Raw genomic sequence first — 22,269 nt, forward strand, 5'->3', positions numbered from 1 at the left:
CACAAAGTATGGGAGTTGCCTTGACACCACTGAACCTCGGCAAGCTCGGTTTCGGCGGGGCGGGCATCGGTAACCTGTACCGGGCCATCCCGGACGGGGAAGCCCTTGCCACCGTTCTCGCTGCCTGGGACGCGGGCATCCGGTACTTCGATACGGCTCCGCACTACGGCTTGGGCCTCTCGGAGCAACGTTTGGGCGCGGTCCTCCGGGACAAGCCGAGGGACGACTTCGTGATCTCCACCAAGGTGGGCCGGCTGCTCGAGCCGAACGCTGCCGGTGGCCAGGATCCGGAGGGCTTCGACGTTCCAGCTACCGCCAAGCGCGTGTGGGACTTCTCCGAGGCGGGCATTCGCGGCAGCATCGAGGATTCGCTGGACCGGCTGGGCCTCACCCACGTGGACATCGCCTATCTCCACGATGCCGACGTCCACGATCTCCGGGAAGGGATCACGCAGGGGCTGCCGACTTTGGAAAAGCTACGGTCCGAAGGCGTCGTCAAAGCCATCGGCGTTGGCCTCAACTCGGCCGAGGCGGCATTGGAATGCGTCGAGGCCGCCGACCTGGACCTCGTCATGCTCGCTGGCCGCTACACGCTACTGGAGCAGCCCACGGTTCCGCTCCTGGAGCGCTGTGTGGAGCGCCGCACCGGCGTCGTCAATGTTGGCGTCTACAACTCGGGCCTCTTGGCCCGCGCAGACCTCCCGGACGATGCGCACTACAACTACGATCAGGCGCCGCCACACGTATTGGAGCGGGCGCGACGCCTGGCGGAAGTTTGCCGCGACTTCGGGGTGGAACTTCCGACGGCGGCGCTCCAGTTCCCGCTGCGCCATCCGGCCGTGGTGAACGTGACGGCCGGGGCGACCTCTCCCGAACAGGTAGCCTCGAACGCCGCGCGGATGGAGGAGTCTGTTCCCGAAGAGCTGTGGGACGCCCTGGCGGCCGTTGGCGGTGACACCCAGTCCGGCGGTTAGAGCGCCTGGCGCAACCAGTTCTCCACGCCGCTGATGTGCACGGTGGCCAATGCCCGCACCAATTCCGCATCACCGCGCTCCAAAGCGTCCGTGATGGCCCGATGCTCGGACAGGGTGTGGGCGACAGCCTTCTCCTGGGTCAGCCCCCGCCAGATCCTGGCCCGCACCGTGCTGCTCGACAGGGCTTCGAGGAGGCTGCCGAGGTAGTCGTTTCCCGCGGCTGCCGTGATGATGCTGTGGAACTCGAGGTCGTGGGCCACGAGCTCCTCGACGTCCGTGTTCTCGTCGATGCCAGCCATGGTGCCGCGAAGCCTCTTGAGATCTTCGGCGGTGATTTTCCCGGCTGCCAAGTGTGCGGTGGCCGGTTCAAGGATTCGTCGGACCTCGAAGAGCTCAAGGATGGACCGGTCCTGGTGCAGGTCCACCACGAACGCCACGGCCTCGTTGAGGAGTTTGGCGTCGAGGCTGGTCACGTAGGTTCCATCGCCGCGGCGGACGTCCAGCACGCGGATCAGCTCCAGGGCTTTGACCGCTTCGCGCAGTGAACTCCTTGAAAGTCCGAGCCTTTCGCTCAGTTCCTTTTCCGGCGGAAGTCGATCGCCGGCCTTGAGTTCCCCACGGATCAGCATGTCTTTGATCTTGCTGATCGCCTCATCTGTGACAGCCATGGACCAATAGTAGCCACCAATGATCGGATGTCTGCTTACGCCGCGAAGGGCGTTAAGCTACGACGGCGGCACCTGGGTTCCGCTGGTAAGGAACCCGGGTGCCGCCGTCGTGAGTTGGCGTTTGTTACCTGTCGCCGCCCGGGAGGGGGCGGTTGGCGATAACCGGCGCGCTGCCGGTGTAACCATCGCGGGTGGCGGCAAGCTCATGGATCTGCTTGCGGCACAGGAACCAGCCCCAGACCATGAGGCCACAGGCGATTGCGGTGACCAGCATGGTGAGCGGCGACTCGATGAACACCATGACCAGCACGCCGGCAAGGAAGATCAAGGACAGCCAACCCGTGTACGGAGCTCCGAAAAGCCGGAAGGACGGGCGCTTCACCCAGCCCTTGTCGGACCAGCGTTTCAGTTGCATCTGGCACAGGACGATGGTGGCCCAGGTGACGATGATGCCTACGGAGGCGACGTTAAGGACGATTTCGAAGGCGTCGGACGGGACGAGGTAGTTCAGCGGAACACCGAGGAGCGAGACGCCGGCGGTGATGGCGATGCCGCCGTAAGGAACGCCTGCCTTGTTCATGCGCTGTGCGAACTTAGGGGCCGAACCGGCCACCGACATGGAGCGAAGGATGCGGCCCGTGGAGTAGAGCCCGGCGTTCAGTGACGACAGGGCAGCGGTGAGGACCACGAGGTTCATGATGACATCCACGCCCTGGACGCCGATGGACCCGAAGAACGTCACGAACGGGCTGACGCCCTTCTGGTACGAGGTGTACGGGAGAAGCAGGGCGAGCAGGATGACCGAGCCAACGTAGAACACTGCGATACGGAAGACCACGGAGTTGATGGCCTTGGGCATGATCTTCTCAGGGTTGGGCGTTTCACCGGCGGCGGTACCCACGAGCTCGATGGAAGCGTAAGCGAACAGCACACCCTGCATGAGGATGATCATGGGCAGGATGCCGTTCGGGAAGATGCCGCCGTTATCGGAAATGAGGCTGAAACCGACCGTCTGGCCATCAACAGGGGTACCGAAGATGACGAAGTAGGTGCCAACCAGGAGGAAGGCCACCAGCGCGGCCACCTTGATCAGCGCGAACCAGAACTCCATTTCGCCGAAGACCTTCACCGATACCAGGTTGAGGCTAAGGACGACGACCAACGCGATCAGGGCCCAGGCCCACTGTGGAACGGCGCCCATCCACGGGACGTACTTTCCGAAGAAGTTCATGTACAGTGCGGCTGCCGTGATGTCCACAATCGTGGTGGTGGCCCAGTTGATCCAGTAGAACCAGCCCGAGACGAAGGCTGCCTTCTCACCGTAGAACTCACGGGCGTAGGAGACGAAGGATCCCGACGACGGGCGGTGCAGAACGAGTTCACCGAGTGCGCGAAGGATCAGGAAGGCGAAAAAGCCGCAGACTGCGTAGGCGATGACGAGGGACGGGCCAGCTGCGTTGAGCCGGCCGCCGGCGCCCAGGAACAGGCCGGTGCCGATGGCGCCACCGATCGCGATCATTTGGATCTGGCGCGGCTTCAGGTCCTTGTGGTAGCCGGAGTCCTCCTTGTGGAGGGATTTCTCGGTGGCATGCGCTTGGGCCGGGACCGTGTGGTCCGTGATGGGGTTGGTCATTGGAATCCTTAGGGGTGTCCTGTTGGGGTGTCCATGGGAGTGCCCGGTTCGGGATCCGGGCTCGCTGGACAGTGCCGCGTGGGGGTATGCCTCATGGGGCGTAACGGCTGGCGGAAGCCGCTGGGTTTATTGGCCAGTTTGAGCCTATTTGCTCAGATTCGCCAGACGTTCAGGGCTGAGCAGTTCTTCGAGCTGGGACGCGGTCAGCAGACCATGTTCCAGAACGAGCTCTGCAACGCCCTTGCCCGTTGCCAGTGCCTCCTGCGCAATAGCAGTGGCGGAGGCGTAACCGATATGGGGGTTCAATGCCGTGACAAGGCCGATCGACTGCTCCACGGTAAGCCGTAGCCGTTCGGTGTTTGCGGTGATGCCCCGGACACAGCGGGCCGTAAGGGTGCGGCACGCTGCTTCCAGGTGGGAAATGCTCTTGTGCAGGCTGTGCACAATGATCGGCTCGAAGGCGTTCAGCTGAAGCTGGCCCGCCTCCGCGGCCATGGTGACGGTTACATCGTTGCCGATGACCTCGTAAGCCACCTGGCTGACCACTTCCGGGATCACCGGATTGATCTTGCCGGGCATGATCGACGAACCGGACTGCACAGCCGGAAGGTTGATCTCGCCCAAACCCGCACGCGGTCCCGAGGACAGCAAGCGGAGGTCGTTGCAAATCTTGGAAAGCTTCACAGCCACGCGCTTGAGCACACCGGAGAGGTGCACGAAAGCGCCAACATCCTGGGTGGCCTCGATCAGGTCCGCGGCCGTGAGCAAAGGAAGGCCGGTGATCTCTGCCAGGTGGCGGCATGCAGCGTCCGCGTAGCCGGCCGGAGCGTTCAAGCCCGTTCCGATGGCGGTTGCCCCCAGGTTGATCTCGTGGATGAGCATGTGCGACTCGTCCAGGCGGGCCCGGTCCTCGCCGATGGTGACGGCGTAGCCGCCGAATTCCTGGCCCAACGTCATGGGGACTGCATCCTGCAGCTGGGTGCGGCCCATCTTCACCACGGTTCGGAACTCACGGCCCTTTTCGGCGAAGGCCACCTCGAGCTCCTCGAGGGCCTCCAGCAGTTCCTTGACCGAGAAGATCGTGGCCAGGTTCACCGCTGTTGGGTAGACGTCGTTGGTGGACTGGCTCAGGTTGACGTGGTCGTTCGGGTGCAGCTTGGAGTAGTCGCCCTTGGGGTGGCCCAGGATTTCCAGCGCACGGTTGGCGATGACCTCGTTGGCATTCATGTTGGAGCTGGTGCCGGCGCCGCCCTGGATCACGTCCACCATGAACTGGTCCTGCAGCATGCCGTCCATGATGTCCTGGCAGGCTTGCTCAATGGCCCCTGCGCGCTCGGCATCCAGGAGTCCGAGCTCGTGGTTGGTGCGGGCTGCGGCTTGCTTCACAGCGGCCAGGCCCCTGACAAGGTGCTTGTTGGTGGAGAGCGGCTGCCCCGTGATGGGGAAGTTCTCGATGGCGCGGAGGGTATGGACGCCCCAGTAGGCGTCCGCGGGTACATTGCGGTCGCCCAGAAGGTCGTGTTCGGAACGGAGGGGGATCGCCTGATCGACGGTGGTCATAGCTGTCCTTGGTTTAGTTGTTGAAAATTTGGGCTGCACGGAGCTCGCCGACCGGAAGGCCGCCGCCCAGTACAGGTGGGCTTTGAAGCGTGTCCAAGCTGCCACCGTCGACACCCAAGTGGCGGAGGACCTCAACGGTGACGGGCATGCGGGCGCGATCACCGCCGTCGGAAATCTTCACGGCGACGCCCGTGCCGTCGGGGAGTCCCACCAGCTGGAGGCCTTCAAAGCCGTCCTTCGCAAGCAGTCCCGGGACGGCGCGCATCAAAGCCGTGACATCGCGGCCTTCACCGGCGACCATCTCCGGAAAACGGCGCATGGCGTGCGCCACCTTGCCCTCGTTGGTGTCCGCGTCCGCGGCGGCCAGACGACCGTACGCCCGGGCCATTCCGTGCAGCGAGTGGGCAAAAAGCGGTGTTCCGCAGCCGTCAGTGCTGACCGCCGCGGCTTCCTCGCCGGTGAGTTCGGTAATGGTGTCGCGGACCAGGACCTGCAAGGGGTGCTCCGGGTGCAAGTACCCCTCCACAGGCCAGCCATTGATGACGCAAACGGCGGTCATGGACGCGTGCTTACCGGAGCAGTTCTGCGCGATCTGGGTGGGACCGTTGCCGGCGCGAAGCCATTCCTCGCGCTCCTTCACCCCGTACGGAAGGTCGGTGCTGTTGGCCAGGTCCTTTTCGTTAAGGCCATGCAGCTTCAGGATTTCCTGGGCGCCGCTGCGGTGCATTTCTGCCCCCGAGTGGCTTGCTGCCGTGAGCGCCAGAAGGTTCTCCGGGATGTCCAACCCGGCTTTAAGGAGTGCAACCGCCTGGAGCGGCTTCAGGCTTGAACGCGGGTACATCGGCGCATCCGGCTCACCTGCTGATGCTGCTGTGCTGCCGTCTTCGTTCAAGGCGACCAGCGAGCCGTAATGGATGCTCTCCACCAACCCGTCGCGGGTTACCTCGACGAGCGGAACGTGGTTGGGCGCATTCCGCGCCTCGGCCTGATGGGCCCGTGCTGCTGGGACGGTCATGGTGTCCTTTGGGTGGGTCATTTGCTGAGGATCGTGTCCAGGGCGACGCTGACGGCCTGAAGGTGGTCGGCCATTGCCTTGCTGGCGGCTTCGGAGTCGCCGGCTTCGATGGCGTTGAGCACTGCGAGGTGCTCCTCGTCGGAGCGGTGCTGCCGGTCCGCCACAAGGTTGAGGGTTTCGGACTGGTGGGCCAAAGCCTCGCGGATGTCTGAAACAACGCTGGCGAACACCCGGTTTCCGCTGGCGCGGGCTACGGCGGAGTGGAAAGTGGCGTCGAGGTTGACCCAGGCCTCGGGATCGGTCTCGTTGAGCATTTCCTGGACAATGTCCTTGAGGTGCTCGAGTTCCTCGTCGGTCCTCCGTTGAGCCGCGAGCCCGGCGGCCGGGATCTCGATGTGGGGACGTGCTTCGTTAAGATCGCGTGCGCTGTACTGTCCCAAGGTAAGGTCGTTAGCGACCTTGTTGGCCACAATGAACGTGCCCTTGCCGGTTTTGGTCATGGTCAGGCCCAAGGTGTTGCAGGACCTCAAGGCCTCCCGGATGACTGAGCGGCTCACACCGTACTGGGCGGCGAGCGTCGCCTCGGAGCTCAACTTGGTGCCGACGTCGAACTGGCCGCCCTCGATGGCACGCCTCAGGGCCGCGAAGACCGCTTCAGCTGCGGAAATGCGGGAGATCGGGGTGTGCGCAGCGGCATTGCCCGGGAACTCGGGTTGTCCAGCTGTCCGGCTGTCTGACAGGTTCACGCTTTGAATATGGCACGGGTCACAAGGCACTGTCAACGCTGAAAGAACCGCTTCACGGTTTGGTGATAATCCGTGGCCAAGCACAATGGACCATGCTCTTCACCAAAAAGTCCCTCACCGCCGATGGCTTCACCGGGTTCAGGCCGCTCGACGAACTCGATCCCATGCGGATTCCCCAGGGACCCGGCATCTTTGTGGTGCTCCGCCCAGCGGATTTTGAGCCCGCATTCCTTAGCAAGAGCACTGCAGGGACATTCAAGAAGAAGGACCCCTCCCTCAAACGGGAAGCGCTGGAAGCCGAGTGGCTCCCGGAAGCTTCCGTGCTCTACGTGGGCAAAGCCAGCGCCGGCAGCCAGGGCAACCGAGGGCTTCGCAAACAGATCCAGGAGTTCATGGACTACGGCCGTGGGCGTCCGACCGTCGTGTGGGATGCGCGGCTCATCTGGCAGTTGCGGGACGCCCTCGACCTGGTGATCGCCTGGAAGGAACTCCCCGCGTCCGAGGTCAACGCGGCCGAAGCCGCCTATCACGCTGATTTTGTGGCCACTTTTGGCCGGCTTCCGTTTGCCAACCTTGTCCAGGCGCGCTCCAGGAAGTAAGGACCAACGTTCGACGGCGGCGGCTGGCGGGCGCCGCCGTCGGCCTGCCGCTCGCTTCGCATCTGGCGCATAATGTGGTCATGACCGCCAGTGATCCCACCCGCGGCAGACCAGCGGGACCGCGCATTACAGTTGAGGTTCCGGCCCTTCGCGTTGGCGCCGGACTTGCCGACTATGAGGGACTCAACCGCTTTGTCGACTCACTGCGCAAGCCGTCGGGACTGCATATGACACTGTTGCACGTCGGCGTCCTGGACCACTTGGTGGCGGACATTGAGGCTTGGACCAGAGGACTCTCGACGGCGGATAAGGTGCTTCCGGAAATCGTGAGCTGGCTGACCGAACTGCCGGTTCTGGGAGGTTTCCTTGGAAAGTCGGGCCGACTGATCCCCTTGGGCGGCGGGCGGCTGATGGGCCTGGAAGTGGACGTACCCCAAGAAGTCCACGATTATCAGGCCCTTTTGGTTCAGGGGCTCCACGTGCTTCTGGACGATCTTGGCCTCGACAACATCGACGACTTTATTCTCAGCTCACCTGCCTTGGGCTACAGATCACCGCGGTGGCTGCCCCATATTGCCGTCGGCAAGGCAAGATCCCGACACGAAGAGCCTATCGAAATAGCTCCTGTGGCAATTGAGTTTGGTGATTCCCGGATCCGGAACAGGCAGGCGCTGCCCTCGGCAAAATGAATTGTTGTTGGGAGTTGACGCACGGGAAGTTCTACAGCCCGTAGAATATGATGCGTCTCCCGTTTTCTACCTGAGGACTCCCATGCAGCCGCGCACCCTGTTCCGTACCGTCGCTTTTGCCGAGGCCGTGACGTGGACGCTGTTGCTGATTGGGCTCTTCCTTAAGTACGTCACCCGCACCACAGACGTGGGCGTGAGCATCGCTGGCGGCATCCATGGATTCGTGTTCCTTTGCTATGCCGCCACGGCTGCCTTCACCTGGATCAACCAAAAATGGTCCACCCGCACTGGCCTGCTCGCGATCCTCTCGGCAGTCATTCCCTATGCCACGGTCCCCATGGAGAAGTCGCTGGACCGTCGCGGTCTCCTTGCCGGAGGCTGGCGCTTGGTCGCTGGGGGAGAGGACCCGCGCGGTGGTTTGGAAAAGACCCAGGCTTGGGTATTGAGGAATCCGATCCTCGCTGTGCTGGTGACGCTCGTGGCCGTGGGAGTGGTCTTTAGCTTCCTGCTCTTCATGGGCCCTCCAGGTACCTGGTTCTCCTGACCCTTTATCGGCCAAAACGATGAAATCCCGTGTCTTCCTTGGAGGGCCGGACGCAAACGTTGGTCGAGGCCCCATCGGCAGGCTCCGACACCGACGGCGGGACACAGTCCCGGCATGCGCTCAAAAGAAGCACACTTGCCAATGCCACAATGGCCGACTTCACGCGGGTAGAGACCGAAAAACGGGCATTGAAATGTCGTATCATCGCGGGTTCTTCTCCCTAGGGGCTTGTTGGTATGGACGGTCCAAGGACTGGTCTGAAGCTGCCGATTTTGGGCATGACGGCATCAGGTGACCGCCCAGTCGGTAGTGCTGTCCTGCTACTTGGCCGTTTGTGGGCAGCCCCATGATGTGGGGTTTTGGTCGCAGGTGTCGGCGACGAGGGCTTTTTCTGTTTTCCAGACGTGGATGGTTGTGGGTGGTGTGGTGAGGGTGAGGGTTCCGTTGATGGGTAGGGGTGGGCCGTTGTTGACGGAGTAGGTTCCGCTGTAGGTGGTGGTGAGTGTGGTGGGGTAGTTCCCGGTTTGGGTGTAGGTGTGGCTGCTGCGGGTGTTGGTGGTGAGCCATTGGTTTTGGGGGATGGGGTATCCGGCTTGGGGTGTGGGGCCGAGGGTGGTGCCGTCGCCGTAGTTGTAGGTGTAGTTGGTTGGTGTTGCGGTGAGGTGGATGTTTTGGCCGAGGATGGTGATGTCGAAGGTTTGTTGTTTGGGTGTGGTGTAGAAGTTGGTGGGTCCGCCTTTGAGGGTGTTGGGGAAGGGTTGGGCTTGGAGGGTTCCTGGGTAGATGGGTAGTTGGCGGAAGTCGTTGAGGATCCGGGCTGCGATGTTGGCCAGGACGTTTTCGGGTTTGGTGTTGTAGAGGCAGGTTGGTCCGCTGACGGTGGGGTAGTCGGTCCAGACAGGGTTGGTGATTGATTTGGGGGCTTGCCGCCAGATCACTGGTGTGCCTGGTTCGCTGTCGAGTGTTTTCGGTGGGCAGTCCAGGGTGAGGCAGCCTTTGTCCGGGGTGTCCGAACCACCCGAGCGGCAGTGGACATCGGCCATGTACTGGTTCGGGTCCTCGGTGCCCGGAGCCGTGCCGGTGAGGCTGGGCGCCAGCTGTCCTGTTACTGGATCAAGGCTCCATACAGCTCCGAAGTCGACAGTCTTCGCCTGTCTGTTAGCGCTGCCCCAGGTATCAGACGTCTCAGTTGACCGCGCATGTGGGGTCGCGCCCATTATGGTTAGGGCCACAGTGAGAGCTCCCAGTAGGAATCGGGATTTGTCAGCGGATAACACCCGTATCCACCAACTTCCAAGCTGATTGATAGGACGCAACAAAAACGAAGGCATCGTTTGTCGCTTTGTCTGCCGGGCGGCCCATGGTTCCGTCTGCGTTGTAGTAGGAGATTTCGTCCTGTAGAAGTTGGACCTTGGCCAGATGGGAAGTTTCCGTTGGGTCCCATTGCATCTCAATCGTCGGTATGCGAACTCGACCACCAACCATCCAACGACCATCTCTGTAGCTGTCCAGCGGTGCGCGATTCAAACTCGTGCAAACACCGCAGGCAGGATCGCTCAAGGCCTCAAGTTCGGTGATGTCTCCGGTCTCACTCGCGTAATTTGCGACCGCGTAGTAGTACCCGATAAACGCCTCCAATCCCGCCTTCGAGTTCTCCTTCGCGAGCTCCGGCATCACGGGGACAGGCACATTCTGGGCCTTGCCTTTCGCATCAGCCGGCCTGTACGCACCGGAAGAGCTCGAAGCAGCTGAAGCAATGGGGGTGGTCGCGCTCGAGGCGGGTGGCGCCGTCGTCGTGCTTGTGGCGGAGGGTGGCTCGCTGGGAGTTGGGCCGCCCTGGCAGCCGCCCAGCAGCAACACAAGGACGATGCCCACGACGAAAGTCCGGGCATTCGAAGACGAAAAAGTAGCACGTGAAACGCGAGACATGACAGGCTCCCCAGCAGCTGTTCGGCGGTGTGCCGGTCAGTCTAGGCCGGGGCAGGTGAAGGTTTCATGTCAGAAAATGCGGCCTGTGGAAAACCGCCGCAAGAGCTATCCCCGCAGCTTCTCCATGTCCCGGCGGTCCTTCTTGGTGGGCCGGCCAGCGCCGCGATCGCGCTGGGGCAGTCCGAGCTTGGGGGCCACCGGCCGAGGGGGCGTGTGGTCTGTGAAGCAGTGCGAGGCAGCTTCGGCTCCGACACGCTTCGCGATGAGCCGCCGCACCTCAAGGATCCGTTCCCATCCGGATTCACGCACGCGGATGGTGTCGCCGATGATCACGCTTTGCGAAGCTTTTACCGGGTTTCCGTTGATCCGGATGTGCCCGGCGCGGCAGGCGGCAGTAGCGGCGGACCGGGTCTTGTAGGCGCGGATCGCCCAAAGCCAGGCGTCGACGCGGACGTTCGCTGGGGACGACGACGGGATGCTCATCCATGAATTGTCCCCGATGACAGGGATCTGTGCACGGCGGACAAGCCATCTGAGGCCCTACGAGGGCCCACGAGTGATATGACTTGCAGCAATTCAATAATTCATATAGCTGGACAATGAATCCTGCATGGAAGGGCTCTGCGTCCAATTCCAATGCAAGGAGTTATTGCCGCGACGCCTAATAATGCAATCCAGGGGACCTCCGGTTTCGGGCTCAACCCATGTGTTAGCGTGTTTCCCGTACTGACCAGTACATATAGCTGGAGTTCAATTAGTCTTTGATCGAATGGAATAAGTAATTGACAAGAACTATGAGAATTTCCTTACTTCCGTCAGTGCGGCAGCAGCTGGCAGCAAGCTGAGCTGATGTCGAAACAGGTCAGTTCAACGGAGGATACGGCGGCGCCGGGGGCTGCCTCCCACACCATCCTTTCGCCGCGGACGTTCACTTCCTTGGCTGGGACCATGTTCGCAGTCGATCTCCTGAGCGCGGGAAACGGGGCCATTGACCTCGCCTTCGTGGCACCGTTTGGGGTGCTCATGGTGGCCGGCATAGGTCTGGGCGATCTGGTGACCGCACTGTTTATGGCCTTCTTTGCGGGCATCGTCGACGTTTTTGCTGTGAAATTGGCCCGTGCCGAGGGACGCGACGACGCCGGCAAGCTATTGCCCACATTGTTTGCTGGCCTGCTTTTGGTCGCCGCCGTTTGGACTGCTGCCGGTCTGCTGGTCAGCCGGATTGTTCCGCTGATATTCGATGTTGTGGGCTCTGAGCCGACTGTGGCTGCTATTGCGACCGACTACTTGACGGTGCGAATGATTGGCATTCCGTTTACGTTGGCCTTGGCCGCTGTTTCGATCACCCTGCGCATTGTGGGACGACAACGCGCTTCGATAATCCTCATCGCCACAGTATTTGTGCTGAACGCGGCCCTCAATGCGGCTCTGGTTTACGGCCCGCTGAAAGTGCTGGCAGCCAATCCGGTGATGGCAGTGGCCATAGCGACAGTTCTCGCCCAGGTTCTGACTGCTGCCTGCGGGTTTGTCGTCCTCGCCCGGCATTTCTCCCGATCCCGAGGTGAGCGCGCCGCGGGTGCTAAGCAACAGCGGATCCTTCCATTGACCCGGGAGATGTTCACGACGAGCCTTGGCGTCGGACTAAGGCAGATGAATAGCTACGCCGCAGCCGTGGTGCCCTTTATGCTGATCAGCCGTTTGGACGTAGGCACTGTCGCCGCTGCAGCGGTGGCGACGAGAATCTGGACCCTCTACTGCCGGGTACCGCAAGCGACCCTTGGCGCCGTCGGCGTCTTTGTCGGATACTCCCGGGGTCGCAGCCAGCAGGATGCCCACGCCGTAGTGCAACGTTCGCGCAAGTACGTTGTCTGGCCGAGTTTCATCGCCGCTGGAGTCGTGGCAGTGGCCGTCCCGGTCCTTGCCAAGTTTTTGGGCGGTGACCAGGTTGAAGTCGGTCTCGTCTGGACATTGACTGCCGCGTACCTCATCGCGGTTCCCGCCTACGTCGTGGAAAATCTGTGCGGCGAGATCCTGACGGTGGAACAACGGGCTGCATGGCTGTCCTTGCCATCAACGGTCGTCACGTATCTGGTAACCATTCCGATCGCCGTCGTCGGGATCCTGGTCTGGGAATCGGCGCTGGTGGCTGTTGCGTCCGCAGCTGCCGCATCGCTTCTGCTGGCCCTGACGTACAGCATGCGGACCCGGCAGCTCGGGTACCGGCTCATCGGAGGGTCCTGAACTACCGCACCGTCACCTCTACGCGCTGCGCCATGTTGTTCCCGATGCCCTGGTAATTCCACACCTGTTCCGTGGGTTGCAGCGCACCCGACGTATCCATCGCCCGGCACCGCAGTACGTGCTCTCCCGGGCTCGCGACCCACACCATGGACCACGAACGCCACGCAAAATCACCCAGCGCCGGTTCCAAGTGCGCGGGCATCCATTCGCCGTCGATCCCCACTTCGACCCGCTCCACTTCGCCGTGACCGGACCATGCTCGCCCATGCAGCATCACTGGACCGGCGTCCACTACGCGGCGACGCGTGAAGAAATCGGGAATGCCGGGAGGAATCATCAGGGAGCGCACACGGATATGCGTCACAGGCAGGCCCGGCCCGTCGGGTCCCTGCAGGTAGTGATACGCGACCGCCTGCTGGAATCCCATGAACCGCGATGTCACAGCTTGGATCGACGTCAACCACTTCACGCTCGCCATTCCATACCAGCCGGGCACCAGCAACCTCAAGGGGAATCCGTGCTGTAGCGGCAAGGGATTTCCGTTCATGGCATATACCAGCATGACTTCGGGATGCATCGCCTCAGCGATCGAAAGGCTGCGCGCGTATGGCTCTTCGACCCCGCTTTGGATGCCGCTGTCGGCACCGGTAAAGACAAGTTCGACGGCGTCACTCGCCAAACCCGCTTCCTCCAACAGGGGTGCCAAGGGAGTTCCCGTCCACTCCGCGGTACCCACTGCTCCCAGACCCCAGGGCTGGCTTAGGGGACGCGGCTGCAGGAGCGAGCGCCCATTTCCGGCGCACTCCAAGGTAACAGGCATGGTGACGGAGGGCCTGGCTTTGATGTCATCCAGGCTCAACTCAAGGCCGCGTTGGAAAGAACCGTCCAACCGCAAGCGCCAGTTCTCTGCGGACACATGGGGGATGTCGAAGTGGATGAGCAGGTAATGAAGGCCGGCGGGTGTGATGTCGTCGTGCAGGGCCTCCAATGGCATGGAATGGTTCCGTCCGGAGAGCTGCAGCTCTTCGTGGGTCAGCGGACCGTCGGTGGGCTGCCCGGAAGTGGGCTGCCCTGAAGTGGGGGCTTTTTGCTTGACGTGGTGATCGGACATGGGACGGCGGCGTTCTACTGGGAGCTAAACGCTGCGGAGTGCCGCAGCACCTAGGACAAGGATCACGCCGCGGGCAGAACTCCGTCAATAGCTCGTTGCGGGGCCCGCTGATCAGGGAAAATCACCCCAACACCCTGCAGAGCGGGCCCCACAACGGAAAGTGACTACCGGCGTCGTAGTTCCGGGTATTCAAGGTGCGGCGCGACGGTGCCGGCGTCGCGTTCCAGGAAGTTGACGGCGGGCGCCACGATGTCGTCGATTTCATCCAAAACAGACTCGCTCAGGACCACGTCCGCTGCCTTGAGGTAGTCGGTCAGGTGGTCCTCGGTGCGTGGCCCGATAATCACACTGGTCACGGCAGGGTGGTTCAGTGCAAAGGCAACAGCGAGTTGGATCAGGGTCAATCCGTGCCTGGCTGCCAGCTGGGCCAAGGCATCGGCGGCGTGCAGCTTGCCCTGGTTGAACGGAGCGTTAACGTCGAACCGGCCGGGAAGAGCGGAGAATCGCGAACTTTCCGGCTGTCCGGAGCCGACGCGGTAGCCTCCGGCCAGCCACCCGCCGTCGAGCGGTCCGTAACTCAAAACGCCGACGCCGTATTGCTGGGTGATGGGGAAGACGTCGCGTTCGTTGGCACGCACCAACAGAGAGTACGGAACCTGGTCGACCACGGGCGGCGTCAGGTGGTTGGTGTTGGCGATCCACTGGGCCTCAACAAGCTGTGCCGGGCTGAACACAGAGGTGCCGTAGTACAGGATCTTGCCCTGTCGGATGAGGTCGTTGAGTGCGGTGATTGTCTCAAGGAGGTCGGTGTTGTAGTCCGGCCGATGCGCCTGGTAGAGGTCGATGCGGTCGGTATTCAGGCGCCGCAAGCTGTCCTCCACAGCCCGGACTATCCACCTCCGGGAATTGCCGGCGTGCGCAGGGTTGGATCCCATCTGGCCATGGAACTTCGTGGCAAGGAAAACGTCGTCGCGCCGGCTGTGGATAGCTTGGCCCACAACTGTCTCGGCTTCTCCCTGCGAGTAGATGTCGGCTGTGTCGACGCTGGTGATGCCGGCGTCAAGGGCGGCCTTGATGATGCGGATGCTCTCGGCCGGACCCGTAGGTGCGGCGCCGGTGCCGAAGTTCAGGGTGCCCAAGGTGAGGGGGCTGATCAGGGCGCCAGTGCGCCCAAGCGTACGTAGCTCGTTGAGGCTCATGGTGGCTTCCTGTGGAGGGGGTAGTGCTGGGATGTTCAATCGAGGCTACACACGGCCGTCGATGGCATAAACGCAAGCGGTAGAACTTCTTCGTTTTTCGTCTTGCGGAGTAATGGAAGGGGCCATATTCCGCGACATTTCTTGACGCACGGCAACACAAATGTCTTTCGGATCAACAAATATTGCCGTTCTCCTGCACAGGTGAATTATGGGAAGGGAACTCAAGCAACGCACGAAGGGGACAGCGGAATGACACAGACCACAGTGGAAGAAACGGCGGCAATCAAGGCTGCCTTTGCGCAGTTCCCGTCAGGAGTCGCAGCGTTCAGTGCGATGGTGGACTTCACGCCGGAAGCCCTGGTGGCATCGTCCTTTACGGTGGGTGTTTCGCTCGAACCACCGTTGGTGATGTTCGCGGTGCAGAACTCCTCCACAACGTGGCCGAAGCTCAGGCAGGCCCAGCGTCTGGGCGTCTCGGTCCTCGCCGAAGGGCAGGAAGGGGCCGCACTCCAACTGGCCTCGAAGACCCGTGATCGCTTCGCCGGACTCGACACGAGCGTCAGTGACTCAGGCGCAGTCCTGATCGACGGTGCGGTGCTGGGATTCGAATGCGAAGTTGTGTCTGAGACGCCGGCCGGGGACCACGCAATCGTGGTCCTGGAGGTCAAAGCAACCACCATCAACCATGAAACAAAGCCGCTGATCTACCACGGCGCAGCGTTCCGGCAGCTGGCCGCCTAGGCGCCGCTAGGAGTTGCGGCTGGCGCTGCTCAGCGAACCCTTACGGATCGGGCTCGAAGACTTTCCATTCTTGGAAGTGTTCGGGCCTGACTTTTTGGTCCCGTTTCCCGAGCCCGGTTTGCTGGGTGCATCAGACTTGGATGTGCTGCCTGGTGTCTCCGGGGTCTTCGGGGCAGGCGTCTTTCCATTGGGCGAGGGGGCGGGGTCATCCAGATCGCGGACCGTGACCTTAATGGCCGGCGGTTGAGTGGCTTTAGCGCGTTCAGCGGCCCGTCGGTCAGCTTCGGCCACGGCGTCTGCCCAGTCCTTGGCGAGAACAGGTGGTTCCTTGGCGGCAGCCACAACGATCGGATGGTGCGCGGCCTGGTGCTCCACTACGGACTTCACTTCCGCTGGTTTGGGCAGCTTGCGGGGGTCGACTTTAGCCTTCCACGCGCCGTCCTTGACGGCTGCGGACGCACCTGAGAGTCGCCGTCGGACGCTTCCAAGGAGGTCCCGCGAAGGCGCCGCGGGAGAGCCAGGTGCAGTGGCAGGCGCGGGAGCCGGGGCCTCGGAAGACGAAACATTGGCAAGGGCCGATTCCAGGACGTCGGCCTCTTCGGGAGCCGGTACGCGAGCGGGGTGCGGGGGCAAATGAACGATGGGGGTTGTGGCCTTCTTCGGGAAAATTCCCACCAGCGCAAGAAGAATGATCGACAGTAGCCGCCCGACTCCGGCAACAACCAGAGTGATGATAACGATCAACCCGAGACCAAAGAACATCAGGACAGCGAGTCCCAGCGTTCCCAAGTACGTCAGGTTGATGGCGAGTGTTGTCGGATCCTCCACGTAGCCCCCCTGGCTGTCGTTTTGTGATGCGCGCATTGCCCACCTCGCTTGCTTACCTAGCCTAAGGTCCAGCACCGACGGAATCACGCCCCGCCCCACACTCTGGCCGGGTTGTTTCAAAGCTGTTATCTCGCATGGGAAAATATGTTGCCCAGCTCTCATTTAAAGCCTCAGATTGGGACTCCGTGACCCCTGACTTGACCCGCCTCCGCAGCGGAATATGCCCATGTCTCTCCGGGGACCAGTACGACGATTGCTGCGGCCGTTTTCATCGCGGCGAATCCGACGCGCCGACAGCCGTTCAACTCATGCGCTCCCGGTACTCGGCTTTCGTTGTCCTGGATCCGGGATACCTGCTCAGGACCTGGCACGCCTCCACCCGTCCGGGTTCCATGGACCTGGACCCGGACATCCAATGGCGGCGCCTGGACATCCTGGACACATCAAGCGGCGGGCCCCTGGACTCGAAGGGCACCGTGGAGTTCGCTGCCCATTACAGGCTCGACGGCGAACGGGGGCTCCAGCGGGAACTTAGCCGTTTTGTGCGGGAGGGCAAGCGCTGGTTCTACGTGGACGGCGACGTGCGCTGAGCGCGCTCCTTCCCAGTTGCCTCCACATCGCCGGCGGCTATTGAGGAAACTCCGCGGCCTCGCGTGTGGTGCGCACGTTGTTCTGCGCACTAACTGGGAGGGAACGCAGCGGGAAGCCCTCAGCGATACTTTCGGTGCAGGTTCTCCTTGCTGGAAGCGCCCGGCGCCGCATCACCAATCCACGGACCGGTGCCCTCCGACTGGTCCAGCACGCCTTCCTCCATCCAGACGTAGTCACCGGCAAGGACTTTGCGGGAAAGATCGTGGTCCCCGTCGTCGGTGTTCCGCCACAACTGATCGAAGTACTCGTCCACGCGGACCCTGGCCTGTTCGCAGAAAGCATCAGCGAGTTCGAACGCGCCAGCACCCTGCGCCGGGTTGGTTCGGAGGATCATCTCAGCCCGTGAACAGCACGCCGCCATCGCAAACAGCTCCGCACCAATATCAACGATCCTGCCCAGGAACGCCTGCTTGAACTCGAGTTTTGCCTGCCACCTGCCCATCCCGTAGAACGTTTGCCGGGCAAGCCGCCGGGAGGACCGCTCCACGAACCGCAAGTGCTTGCCGAGCCGCCCGAACTCCGCGAAGGATCGCGGGTCCATGCCGGCGCCGGCAACCAGCTTGGGCAACCAGCGCGCATAGAAACCGGAGGCTCCGACGGCGGCCCTCGCCTTGTCCTGCAGGCTTGCGTCCGCCGCGGCAAGGTCGCCCGCCGCGGCAAGGTGGGCATCCACGGCTTCGCGGGCGATCAGGAGTTTCATGATCTCGCTGGAACCTTCAAAGATGCGGTTGATGCGGAGGTCCCGGAGGAGTTGTTCGGCGGGTACCGCACGTTCTCCGCGGGCCTCCAGGGACTCAGCGGTTTCGAAGCCCCTGCCGCCCCGGATCTGTACGAGTTCGTCGGCGATCCGGCAGCTCAGTTCGGTGGACCACAGCTTGGCCAGCGCCGCTTCGATGCGGATGTCCTTCAACCCGGCGTCGGCCATCTCTGCGGACAGTTCAAAGACGGCTTCCAACGCAAAGGTGGTGGCCGCGATGAACGCGATCTTCTTGCCTACGGCTTCGTGCTGACCTACCGGGCGGCCCCACTGGGTCCGGGCGTTGGACCATTCACGCGAGATCTTCAGGCTCCACTTCCCTGCGGCGACACAAAGCCCCGGAATAGAAAGGCGGCCCGTGTTCAGGGTGGTCAGGGCGATCTTCAGTCCTTGGCCCTCCCTGCCCAGGCGGTTCGCCGCGGGCACGCGGACCTGATGGAACCGGGTCACACCGTTTTCAATACCGCGCAGGCCCATGAAGGCGTTCCTGTTTTCCACCGTGATGCCGGGGGAGTCCATCTCAACAACGAAGGCGGAAATGCCGCCCTTGTGCTCCGTCCCATCGGCATCCGTGTGCGCAGGAACCCTGGCCATCACCACCACCAGTTCGGCGATCACGCCGTTGGTGGTCCACAGTTTGACGCCGTCCAGAAGGTAAGAGTCGCCGTCGTCGGCCAGTACGGCAGTGGCGCCCATGCGCGCGGGGTCGCTGCCGACGTCGGGCTCTGTCAGGAGGAACGCCGTGATGGCGCCGGCGGCGCAGCGCGGCAAGTACTCCTTTTTCTGTTCGGGTGTGCCGAATTCCTTGACTGGTTCCGGAACGCCGATGGATTGGTGTGCTGAGATCAGCGCGCCGAGGCTCGGGTGCACGGAACCCAGCAGAGCCAGGGCGCGGCCGTAGTAGACCAAGGACAGTCCCAGGCCGCCGTATTCACGGGGAATCTTCATGCCAAACACGCCCAAATCGGCGAGCCCGGCCAGGTATTCATCCGGGATCCGGGCGTCCCGCTCGATGACCCGGCCGGACATGGTTTTGGCGAACGCGACCAGACGTTCCATGAACTCCTCGCCCCGTTCCACATCTTCCGCCTTGGACTGCGGCCAGGGGTGGATGAGGCTGAGGTCGAAGCTGCCCAAGTAGAGACCCTTTGCGAAGCTGGGCCTCTTCCACTCGGTATCGCGCGCGGCTTCTGCAACGGCGCGCGCTTCTTCAGCGGTGGCGTTGACGCTTGCGGCAGTGAGGCTGTTGTCAGTGGCGGACGTCATGGTTTAACTCCTCTAGCCGGTTGTGCCGGATGGAGCCAGGGTCCGCCTCGGGTGGGAACCCTTCAGCTGTCCCTCAATGCTACCCGCGGGTAGCTCCCCGTGCCAGAGGAAATCTGCGGCTGGAATTCGGCCGGGATTTCCACCTGGCCGGCGTGGTGGACCAGGCTGTCCCACGCAAAGTTGATGCCATGGACAAGGCCTCCCAGCACGCCCTTAACGGTGTACCAGACCATGCCCATTGACCCAATGAGAACGATGGTCGCCATTGCTGCTGCCGCAATGAATGCAGCCAGAAGCACGGCGATCAATAGCGTTCCAAGAACTACGTACGTGCCAGTTTCAATCGCAGTGACATCGAAATCCATGGTTCCCCCCGGGGCGACGGTGCGTGGGTCGGCGCGGCGTGGCTGCGTCGATGCTCTGACATTAGGGGCGGGCGCGCATTCCGGCCAGTGCAGACGCGCGGCGCGGACGCGTTGATACGGGATCGAAACCATACCAGACGGTAGGTTACGGAATGGTTGCGGCGGCGGTCCCCGCGGGTGCTCGGCGGGGGTCCCTGCTGGCGTCCGACGGCGGTACGTCGGTGCCGTCCGACGCCCCTGCGACGCTCTGCCGTAACCTTGTACGGGGCAGTTTCCGCTGCCAGCCAGGTTTCGCAGCAGCTGAAGGAGAGTAATTGTCCCGTTCAGCCATGTCCTCAGCGGACGCCATCAGTGCAAGGCTCCGCGACCTCGAACTGTTAACCAAGGGCCCGGCATGGGCTCTGACGCGGTCCGCGCCTTGGGTGATCGCAGTGCTTCAGGCGTCCTTCACCCGCACCCGGCCGCAGCTTCCGCTCGAAGAGTTCCATGCCGACGTCGATGCTTTCCTTGAGCAGCTCCGCCGCCAGGACCCGGCACTGGGTGGCCAGCAAAACGGCAAACTTTTCGGTGACGAATGGACGCGCAAACAGTTCCTGACGCGTCGTAACCAATCGGGCCAGATCGTCTACGAAGTCACAGAACCGGCTGCCCGCGTGCTGGCATTCCTCGACAGCCTGTCCAGCGAACGGTCCACGCTGAATGGTTCCCGGCTGGGCACCCTGCTGGGGGATGTCGAGAAGCTCGCCAACGAGACCAACCCGGACCAGAGTGCCCGTTTGGAAGCCCTGGAGGAAGAGATCCAGGAACGCCAGCAACTGGTGGAGGACATCAGCTCCGGCGAATTCGATGGCCTCCTTGACGACGAGGAAGCGGTGGAAGCGGCCGGCAACATCCTGGACCTCGCCGCGAGCCTGCCCGCCGACTATAAGAAGATGCGTGACCGCATCGAGGAACTGGTGGGTGAACTCCGCAACCAGATCATCGAAGAGTCCTTGAGCAAGGGTGCCACCATGGCCCAGGTTCTGGAGGCCGACAAACGGCTGCGCCAAAGTCCCGAGGGACGCACCTTCCGCTCCTTCACGGCGTTCCTGGAAGACCCGCAGCAGCAGTCGCGCTTCCGGTCCGCGATCGGCGAAGTGCTGAGCCGGCAGTTTGCGGACGACCTCTCCCCCGAGGATCGCGAAACCCTTAAAAACCTCGTGGCGGAGTTGCGGTATCAACACAGCCAGATCCAGCGGATCTACGGCAAGCTCTCGGAGAGCCTCAACACCTACATCCAAAGCGACGACGTGCGGCAGTCCGTCAGCCTGCGCAAGGTCCTCGCCGAGGCCGAGCAAGCGATCCGCTCGATGCCGTATGAGCGGGACCGGCCCGGCCTGGTTCGCGGGCCCGTCCTGTTCAACGCCGGGTTTGAGTCGCTGTCCATGGTCAAGCTCTTCGATCCCGACGAGTTTGCCACCCCTCCGCGCCTGGCCGATCCCATCGCTTTCAGCGACTCGGACCGGGTTCGCTCGGCCCGCACCGGCAAGGCCAAACCCGCCGTTGTCCGGGCCGCGATGGCAGGATCCGCCACCCTGGCCGAGGCCTGGGAAAACCTTCCCGCCGAGGAACGGCACATCAACACGGTCCGCACCCTGCTCTCCATGGCGCTCCAGGGCGGCGCGGGCTTCGACCGCACCGCCTATGAACACATTGACTTCGAACAAATCGACGGCAGCATCCGCACTGCGTACCTGCCTGTCGTCACGCTGAATGAGGATTCTGATGACTGAGGAAATCACGACGACGGACGTCACCGACGCCGCCGAGGTCACCGTGCCGGACGGGGTCACCGAGGAAGCCAGCCATCCCGATCCCTTCCGGGTCACTCCACGCGACTCCTTCGTTGACGGCGCTGCCCTGTTCCCGGGCGACACCGGGGTGCTCCCGATGAAGGTCCGCCAAGCACTGGTAAAGCTCCTCAAGGGCCCGTACATTGACGGCGGTCGGGAAGAGAAGCTGTGGACCACCCTGCTGGACAACCAGCTGATCCTCCGCAGCCGGCTCTCGGAGCTCTTCCTCACCTTGCAGTTGGACCACGACCGCAAAATCGCCGTCCTCCGCCCCGTCGATCCGGAGCTCATCGGAGCCAGCTCACGCTCCAGCATCCTCCGTCAACAGCGTGCCCTGAGCCGCGTCGAAACCATCGTGCTGTTGAGGCTCCGCCTCCTGCTGGACCGCCATGTCACTGCCCAGACGGACCCGACGATCACCCGCGAGGAGATCTCGGACCTCGTCGCCAATTACACCCCGGCCGGCCAACAGGATGCCCTGCGCGACTCCGACGTGGTCACCCGCACCATCACCAAACTCCTGGCCCGCCAACTGCTCCTCCCCACGCCCCTGGACGACAGTTACACGATCAGCAATGCACTCCCGTTGGCCCTGCCCTTCGAAAACATCGGCGACATCCCGGCCCAAATCGAAGCCCTCGTGGCCGTAGCATCCGACGAATCAGGAACAGAACCCCTCCTGGACCTGGACTCCGATTCGAATCAACCCGCGCCCGCAGAGGAAGATCTGGACGACGAAGCGGAAGATGACGGGCCCACGAAGGCGAGCACCGCCGTCGAGCGTTCTTCGGCAGAAACCGGCGGTGACACAGAACTGAGCGGCGATGCCGGAGACATGCGGCAGCATGCGTCTAAGCGAGGCACGAGCGAGCATGCAGAGCATGTGTCCGGTACCGCCGCGGACGGTACCCGCGCGGACGC

General features: G+C 62.7%; 21 protein-coding genes and 1 pseudogene. 9 read left to right on the top strand and 13 right to left on the bottom strand.

Features of this window, described 5'->3' with window-relative positions:
* The first annotated feature begins 8 nt into the window (after window positions 1-8).
* Complete coding sequence (locus ACNQOP_RS08010; RefSeq protein WP_416404008.1) at window positions 9-974, top strand: aldo/keto reductase; 966 nt, start codon at window positions 9-11, stop codon at window positions 972-974.
* Here ACNQOP_RS08010 and ACNQOP_RS08015 read toward each other — a convergent pair.
* The 5 genes from ACNQOP_RS08015 to ACNQOP_RS08035 all read right to left on the bottom strand — a co-directional run bounded on the left by ACNQOP_RS08015 (window position 971) and on the right by ACNQOP_RS08035 (window position 6,596).
* The gene (locus ACNQOP_RS08015; protein WP_416404010.1) at window positions 971-1,642 is read right to left on the bottom strand and encodes a FadR/GntR family transcriptional regulator; all 672 of its coding nucleotides are present in this window, start codon (window positions 1,640-1,642) and stop codon (window positions 971-973) included. The two genes, ACNQOP_RS08010 and ACNQOP_RS08015, sit on opposite strands and share 4 nt — an antisense overlap.
* Before the next feature lie 124 nt (window positions 1,643-1,766).
* Entirely contained in the window at window positions 1,767-3,275 is a 1,509-nt protein-coding gene (locus tag ACNQOP_RS08020; RefSeq protein ID WP_257370815.1) for an amino acid permease, read from the bottom strand.
* A gap of 144 nt (window positions 3,276-3,419) precedes the next feature.
* Window positions 3,420-4,835 carry an aspartate ammonia-lyase gene (locus tag ACNQOP_RS08025; RefSeq protein WP_257370816.1) on the bottom strand — a complete coding sequence of 472 codons (1,416 nt, stop codon included), beginning with the start codon at window positions 4,833-4,835 and terminating at the stop codon, window positions 3,420-3,422.
* A gap of 13 nt (window positions 4,836-4,848) precedes the next feature.
* Window positions 4,849-5,871, bottom strand: a complete 1,023-nt coding sequence (locus tag ACNQOP_RS08030) for an asparaginase (protein ID WP_416404013.1) — start codon at window positions 5,869-5,871, stop codon at window positions 4,849-4,851.
* The gene (locus tag ACNQOP_RS08035; protein ID WP_257370818.1) at window positions 5,868-6,596 is read right to left on the bottom strand and encodes a FadR/GntR family transcriptional regulator; all 729 of its coding nucleotides are present in this window, start codon (window positions 6,594-6,596) and stop codon (window positions 5,868-5,870) included. Before ACNQOP_RS08035 ends, ACNQOP_RS08030 begins: the two co-directional genes overlap by 4 nt.
* A 92-nt stretch (window positions 6,597-6,688) precedes the next feature.
* Between ACNQOP_RS08035 and ACNQOP_RS08040 the strand changes: the two genes are divergently transcribed.
* The 3 genes from ACNQOP_RS08040 to ACNQOP_RS08050 all read left to right on the top strand — a co-directional run bounded on the left by ACNQOP_RS08040 (window position 6,689) and on the right by ACNQOP_RS08050 (window position 8,428).
* Window positions 6,689-7,195 carry a hypothetical protein gene (locus ACNQOP_RS08040; RefSeq protein WP_416404015.1) on the top strand — a complete coding sequence of 169 codons (507 nt, stop codon included), beginning with the start codon at window positions 6,689-6,691 and terminating at the stop codon, window positions 7,193-7,195.
* Window positions 7,196-7,275: 80 nt separating this feature from the next.
* Window positions 7,276-7,884 carry a hypothetical protein gene (locus tag ACNQOP_RS08045; protein ID WP_416404017.1) on the top strand — a complete coding sequence of 203 codons (609 nt, stop codon included), beginning with the start codon at window positions 7,276-7,278 and terminating at the stop codon, window positions 7,882-7,884.
* Window positions 7,885-7,966: 82 nt separating this feature from the next.
* Complete coding sequence (locus ACNQOP_RS08050; RefSeq protein ID WP_235520971.1) at window positions 7,967-8,428, top strand: DUF3817 domain-containing protein; 462 nt, start codon at window positions 7,967-7,969, stop codon at window positions 8,426-8,428.
* 320 nt (window positions 8,429-8,748) lie between these two features.
* On the opposite strand, the gene ACNQOP_RS08055 is transcribed toward ACNQOP_RS08050, so the two are convergent.
* The 3 genes from ACNQOP_RS08055 to ACNQOP_RS08065 all read right to left on the bottom strand — a co-directional run bounded on the left by ACNQOP_RS08055 (window position 8,749) and on the right by ACNQOP_RS08065 (window position 10,840).
* Window positions 8,749-9,645 carry a hypothetical protein gene (locus ACNQOP_RS08055; RefSeq protein ID WP_416404019.1) on the bottom strand — a complete coding sequence of 299 codons (897 nt, stop codon included), beginning with the start codon at window positions 9,643-9,645 and terminating at the stop codon, window positions 8,749-8,751.
* Between the two features lie 46 nt (window positions 9,646-9,691).
* Window positions 9,692-10,303 carry a DUF6318 family protein gene (locus ACNQOP_RS08060; RefSeq protein WP_416404021.1) on the bottom strand — a complete coding sequence of 204 codons (612 nt, stop codon included), beginning with the start codon at window positions 10,301-10,303 and terminating at the stop codon, window positions 9,692-9,694.
* Between the two features lie 159 nt (window positions 10,304-10,462).
* Window positions 10,463-10,840 carry an RNA-binding S4 domain-containing protein gene (locus ACNQOP_RS08065; protein WP_018779945.1) on the bottom strand — a complete coding sequence of 126 codons (378 nt, stop codon included), beginning with the start codon at window positions 10,838-10,840 and terminating at the stop codon, window positions 10,463-10,465.
* Window positions 10,841-11,206: 366 nt separating this feature from the next.
* Between ACNQOP_RS08065 and ACNQOP_RS08070 the strand changes: the two genes are divergently transcribed.
* The gene (locus ACNQOP_RS08070; protein ID WP_416404024.1) at window positions 11,207-12,598 is read left to right on the top strand and encodes an MATE family efflux transporter; all 1,392 of its coding nucleotides are present in this window, start codon (window positions 11,207-11,209) and stop codon (window positions 12,596-12,598) included.
* Between the two features lies 1 nt (window position 12,599).
* On the opposite strand, the gene ACNQOP_RS08075 is transcribed toward ACNQOP_RS08070, so the two are convergent.
* Together ACNQOP_RS08075 and ACNQOP_RS08080 are read right to left on the bottom strand one after the other, a co-directional pair.
* A complete protein-coding gene (locus ACNQOP_RS08075; protein WP_416404026.1) occupies window positions 12,600-13,709 on the bottom strand; it encodes a sulfite oxidase in 1,110 nt (369 codons plus the stop codon).
* A 164-nt stretch (window positions 13,710-13,873) separates the two neighbouring features.
* Window positions 13,874-14,908 (bottom strand): aldo/keto reductase, encoded by a 1,035-nt coding sequence (locus ACNQOP_RS08080; protein ID WP_235520962.1) that lies wholly within the window; start codon window positions 14,906-14,908, stop codon window positions 13,874-13,876.
* A gap of 249 nt (window positions 14,909-15,157) precedes the next feature.
* Between ACNQOP_RS08080 and ACNQOP_RS08085 the strand changes: the two genes are divergently transcribed.
* Window positions 15,158-15,649, top strand: coding sequence for a flavin reductase family protein (locus ACNQOP_RS08085; RefSeq protein WP_235520960.1), 492 nt, complete (start codon window positions 15,158-15,160; stop codon window positions 15,647-15,649).
* Window positions 15,650-15,655: 6 nt separating this feature from the next.
* On the opposite strand, the gene ACNQOP_RS08090 is transcribed toward ACNQOP_RS08085, so the two are convergent.
* Window positions 15,656-16,513 (bottom strand): hypothetical protein, encoded by an 858-nt coding sequence (locus ACNQOP_RS08090; protein ID WP_416404029.1) that lies wholly within the window; start codon window positions 16,511-16,513, stop codon window positions 15,656-15,658.
* A 98-nt stretch (window positions 16,514-16,611) separates the two neighbouring features.
* On the opposite strand from ACNQOP_RS08090, the gene ACNQOP_RS08095 reads away from it, so the two are divergent.
* Entirely contained in the window at window positions 16,612-17,067 is a 456-nt protein-coding gene (locus tag ACNQOP_RS08095; RefSeq protein ID WP_416404031.1) for a YchJ family protein, read from the top strand.
* Between the two features lie 119 nt (window positions 17,068-17,186).
* Here the strand turns inward: ACNQOP_RS08095 and ACNQOP_RS08100 are convergent, their stop codons facing one another.
* Window positions 17,187-19,151 (bottom strand): acyl-CoA dehydrogenase family protein, encoded by a 1,965-nt coding sequence (locus tag ACNQOP_RS08100; protein WP_416404033.1) that lies wholly within the window; start codon window positions 19,149-19,151, stop codon window positions 17,187-17,189.
* 62 nt (window positions 19,152-19,213) lie between these two features.
* Window positions 19,214-19,516, bottom strand: a complete 303-nt coding sequence (locus ACNQOP_RS08105; RefSeq protein WP_416404035.1) for a hypothetical protein — start codon at window positions 19,514-19,516, stop codon at window positions 19,214-19,216.
* Window positions 19,517-19,830: 314 nt separating this feature from the next.
* Between ACNQOP_RS08105 and ACNQOP_RS08110 the strand changes: the two genes are divergently transcribed.
* Both ACNQOP_RS08110 and ACNQOP_RS08115 read left to right on the top strand, forming a co-directional pair.
* Window positions 19,831-21,288: a DUF3375 family protein gene (locus tag ACNQOP_RS08110; protein WP_235520954.1), complete on the top strand. Its 1,458-nt coding sequence runs from the start codon at window positions 19,831-19,833 to the stop codon at window positions 21,286-21,288.
* Window positions 21,281-22,099, top strand: a pseudogene (locus tag ACNQOP_RS08115) (DUF4194 domain-containing protein); the annotation flags it as partial. The gene ACNQOP_RS08110 and the pseudogene ACNQOP_RS08115, both read left to right, overlap by 8 nt.
* Window positions 22,100-22,269 lie beyond the last annotated feature (170 nt).

Origin of the sequence: Arthrobacter sp. LFS091 (genome assembly GCF_047977885.1) — a bacterium.
Lineage (GTDB): Bacteria > Actinomycetota > Actinomycetes > Actinomycetales > Micrococcaceae > Arthrobacter.

Excerpts from the sequence above, each read along its gene's own strand:
- ACNQOP_RS08025 (WP_257370816.1), bottom strand. The coding sequence starts at position 4,835 with ATGACCACCGTCGATCAGGCGATCCCCCTCCGTTCCGAACACGACCTT.
- ACNQOP_RS08075 (WP_416404026.1), bottom strand. The coding sequence starts at position 13,709 with ATGTCCGATCACCACGTCAAGCAAAAAGCCCCCACTTCAGGGCAGCCC.
- ACNQOP_RS08020 (WP_257370815.1), bottom strand. The coding sequence starts at position 3,275 with ATGACCAACCCCATCACGGACCACACGGTCCCGGCCCAAGCGCATGCC.
- ACNQOP_RS08050 (WP_235520971.1), top strand. The coding sequence starts at position 7,967 with ATGCAGCCGCGCACCCTGTTCCGTACCGTCGCTTTTGCCGAGGCCGTG.
- ACNQOP_RS08030 (WP_416404013.1), bottom strand. The coding sequence starts at position 5,871 with ATGACCCACCCAAAGGACACCATGACCGTCCCAGCAGCACGGGCCCAT.
- ACNQOP_RS08105 (WP_416404035.1), bottom strand. The coding sequence starts at position 19,516 with ATGGATTTCGATGTCACTGCGATTGAAACTGGCACGTACGTAGTTCTT.
- ACNQOP_RS08070 (WP_416404024.1), top strand. The coding sequence starts at position 11,207 with ATGTCGAAACAGGTCAGTTCAACGGAGGATACGGCGGCGCCGGGGGCT.
- ACNQOP_RS08100 (WP_416404033.1), bottom strand. The coding sequence starts at position 19,151 with ATGACGTCCGCCACTGACAACAGCCTCACTGCCGCAAGCGTCAACGCC.
- ACNQOP_RS08040 (WP_416404015.1), top strand. The coding sequence starts at position 6,689 with ATGCTCTTCACCAAAAAGTCCCTCACCGCCGATGGCTTCACCGGGTTC.
- ACNQOP_RS08080 (WP_235520962.1), bottom strand. The coding sequence starts at position 14,908 with ATGAGCCTCAACGAGCTACGTACGCTTGGGCGCACTGGCGCCCTGATC.
- ACNQOP_RS08015 (WP_416404010.1), bottom strand. The coding sequence starts at position 1,642 with ATGGCTGTCACAGATGAGGCGATCAGCAAGATCAAAGACATGCTGATC.
- ACNQOP_RS08095 (WP_416404031.1), top strand. The coding sequence starts at position 16,612 with ATGGGAAAATATGTTGCCCAGCTCTCATTTAAAGCCTCAGATTGGGAC.
- ACNQOP_RS08055 (WP_416404019.1), bottom strand. The coding sequence starts at position 9,645 with ATGGGCGCGACCCCACATGCGCGGTCAACTGAGACGTCTGATACCTGG.
- ACNQOP_RS08090 (WP_416404029.1), bottom strand. The coding sequence starts at position 16,513 with ATGCGCGCATCACAAAACGACAGCCAGGGGGGCTACGTGGAGGATCCG.
- ACNQOP_RS08065 (WP_018779945.1), bottom strand. The coding sequence starts at position 10,840 with ATGAGCATCCCGTCGTCGTCCCCAGCGAACGTCCGCGTCGACGCCTGG.
- ACNQOP_RS08045 (WP_416404017.1), top strand. The coding sequence starts at position 7,276 with ATGACCGCCAGTGATCCCACCCGCGGCAGACCAGCGGGACCGCGCATT.
- ACNQOP_RS08010 (WP_416404008.1), top strand. The coding sequence starts at position 9 with ATGGGAGTTGCCTTGACACCACTGAACCTCGGCAAGCTCGGTTTCGGC.
- ACNQOP_RS08085 (WP_235520960.1), top strand. The coding sequence starts at position 15,158 with ATGACACAGACCACAGTGGAAGAAACGGCGGCAATCAAGGCTGCCTTT.